We start from the raw sequence: 3,408 nt of genomic DNA, 5'->3' as shown, positions 1-3,408 counted from the left end.
TACGCCGCGCCCACCCTGACCTGGACCGGGAACCTCGCCGTCGGGGCCACCGCCACCGTCACCTTCACCGTCACCACCGGCAACCCGATCAGCGGGGACGGCCTGCTCGTCAACGCCGTCACCTCCACCGCCGCCGGCGCCAACTGCCCGGTGGGCGGCACCGACACCCGCTGTTCGAGCACGGTGCCGATCGCCCAGCTCATCCTGAGCCAGAGCTACGCCGAGCCGACCACGACGCCGGGCTCGGTCGTGCACCTGAGCGCCACCTTCACCAACAGCGGACAGGTCCCCTACACCGGGATCACCGTCTCGGCGGCCACCGCCGGCACGCTGGACGACGCGATCCCCCACGGCGACCAGACCGCCACGTCCGGGACGCTGATCCTCGGACCGACCGGCATCTCCTGGACCGGCGACATCCCGGTCGGAGGCGTCGTCACCGTCACCGGCACGCTGACCGTGAAGAACCCCGACACCGGGGACAAGGTGCTCACCGGCACCCTGGTCTCCGCCGCGCCGGGCAACAACTGTCCCTCGGGCGGCAGCGACCCGCGCTGCACGGCGCGCACCGACGTGCTCATCCCGGCCCTGTCCATCTCCAAGGCCGCGGACGTCGCGACGCAGGTCCCCGGCGGCACCGTCAGCTACACGGTCACCGTGCAGAACACCGGTCAGACCCCGTACACCGGCGCGACGACGACCGACAGCCTGTCCGGCCTGCTGGACGACGCCGTCTACAACGGCGACGCCGCCGCCACCACCGGGAGCGTGGTGTTCGCCGACCAGGCGCTGACCTGGACCGGCGACCTGGCCGTCGGGGCGAGCGCCGTCATCACCTACACGGCGACCGTCCGCGACCCCGATCCGGGCGACAAGCTGATGTTCGACCGGGTCGCCTCGACCACCGTCGGCAGCGCGTGCCCGCCCGGCAGTGGCAGCTCGACCTGCGCGGTCAGCGTGGTCGTGCTCACGCCCGCGCTGACCGTCGTCAAGACCGCCGGCCAGGCGTACACCACCGCCGGTTCCACCGTCTCCTACACGATCACGGTCACCAACACCGGTCAGACGCCCTACACCGGCGCGGTCGTCACCGACGGCCTCGCGGGCGTGCTGGACGACGCGGCCTACGGCAACGACGCCGCGGCCTCCTCCGGGACGGTGGGCTACACCGCGCCCACCCTCACCTGGACGGGTGACCTGGCCGTCGGCGCGAGCGCGACCATCACCTACACGGTCGTGGTGAACAACCCCGACCTCGGCGACGCGAGCCTGTCCAACGCGGTGACCACCACCGCCGTGGGCGGCAACTGCCCGGTGGGCGGCACCGACCCCCGCTGCGCCGTCACCGTGCCGGTCACGCCGACCACAGCGCTCACCTTCCTCAAGACGGCGGGTTCGGCGACGACGGTACGGAGCGGCGTGGTCGCCTACACGGTCACCATCTCCAACTCGGCGGCTACGCCCTACCTCGGGGCGACGTTCACCGACCCGCTGACCGGCGTGCTGGACGACGCCGCCTACAACAACGACGCCGCCGCGTCCTCCGGCACGGTGGGGTACACCGCGCCGAACCTCACCTGGACCGGGAACGTGCCCGCGGGCGGATCGGTCACCGTCACCTACTCGGTGACGCTCGGCGCGGCCAAGACCGGAAACGACATCCTGACCAACACCCTGGTCTCCACCTCGCCGACCGGCAACTGCCTGTCCGGCAGCGGCGACCCCCGCTGCGCGGCCCGGGTGACGGTCTCCGAGCTCACGATCGTCAACGGCTCGGACGTGACGACCACGACCCCCGGCGGCGTCATCAGGTTCACCGGCACCTACACCAACACCGGTCAGACGCCCTTCGCCGGGATCAGTGTGTTCAACACCGGCACCGACCTGCTGGACGACGTCACACCGAACGGTGACGACAGCGCCAGCTCCGGCTCCCTGTCGGTCGGCGTCAACGGGCTCACCTGGACCGGCGACATCCCGGTCGGAGGCGTGGTGACGGTGACCTCGTCGTTCACGGTGAACAACCCGCCCACCGGCGACCGGGACATCGTCACCACGGCCGTCTCCAGCGCCCCGGGCGGCAACTGTCCCGCGGGGAGCGGCGATCCCAGGTGCACGATCAACCTGCGGATCCTCATTCCCGAACTCACCGTCACCAAGTCCGCCGGCGCCGCGTTCACCGTGCCGGGAGGCACGGTCGGCTACACGATCACCCTGCACAACACCGGCGAGACGCCGTACACGGGCATCAGCGTCGCCGACCCGCTGTCCGGCGTGCTGGACGACGCCGTCTACAACTCCGACGGCTCGGCGACCAGCGGGACGGTGACCTTCTCCAGCCCGAACCTGACCTGGTCGGGGGACATCGCCGTCGGAGCGACGGTGACCGTCACCTACTCGGTCACCATCCGCGGCCCTGATCCCGGGGACAAGGTGCTGGTCAACTCGGTGTCCTCGGAGGCGGCGGGCAGCACCTGCACGGCCACGACGCGCACCGACGCCTGCACCGTGACGGTCGGCGTGCTCACCCCCGTCCTGACGATCGTGAAGACCACCGACGTCGCGACGACGACTCCTGGTGGCACGGTGCGGTACACGGTGACGGTGACCAACGCGGGGCAGACGGCGTATCCGGCGGCGACGTTCAGCGACGCGCTGGCGGGGGTGCTGGACGACGCGACGTACAACGGTGACGCCTCGGCGACCAGCGGCACGGTGTCCTTCTCCAGCCCGAACCTGACCTGGACCGGCGCGCTCGCGGTCGGCGCGTCCGCCACCGTCACGTATTCGGTGCGGGTGAACACGCCGGACGCGGGGGACGACACGCTGGTCAACGCGGTGACGTCCTCCAGCGCGGGGAGCAACTGCCCGTCCGGCGGGTCCGACCCCCGCTGTGGTGAGCCCGTCGCGGTCGGCGTGCTGACGATCGTCACGGCGACGGACGTGTCGACGACGACGCCGACGGGGGTGGTGCATTACACGGTGACCGCCAGCAACACCGGGCAGACGGCGTACACCGATGCCAACTTCACCTTCGCGCTGCCGGGGGCCGACGGGGTGAGTTACAACGGGGACGCGGTGGCGACGTCGGGCAATCTGACCTTCAACCCTGATGGGACGGTGACCTGGACCGGTGACCTGGCGGTCGGGCAGAGCGTGACCGCGACCGCCTCGATCACCGTCAACAATCCCTACACCGGGAGTGGGACCGTCACCAGCCTGGTCACCTCCACCACCCCGGGCAACACCTGCCCCGTAGGCGGCTCCGACCCCGGATGCGCCACCACGGTGACGGTGCTGGTCCCGCAACTGGCCATCACCAAGAGCACGAACGTCAGCACCGTCACTCCGGGCGGGACGGTGACCTACACCGTCACGGTGGCCAACACCGGCCCCACCGCCTACACC

Annotated in this window: 1 pseudogene; it reads left to right on the top strand. The window is 71.0% G+C overall.

Features of this window, described 5'->3' with window-relative positions:
- Positions 1 to 3,408 (top strand): annotated as a pseudogene (locus ABZU32_RS40810) (hypothetical protein); the annotation flags it as partial.

It is taken from the genome of Sphaerisporangium sp. NPDC005288 (genome assembly GCF_040607475.1).
Taxonomy (GTDB): domain Bacteria; phylum Actinomycetota; class Actinomycetes; order Streptosporangiales; family Streptosporangiaceae; genus Sphaerisporangium; species Sphaerisporangium rhizosphaerae.
Note: the sequence above shows the minus strand (reverse complement) of the source record. Positions and strands in the feature narration are given on the sequence as shown.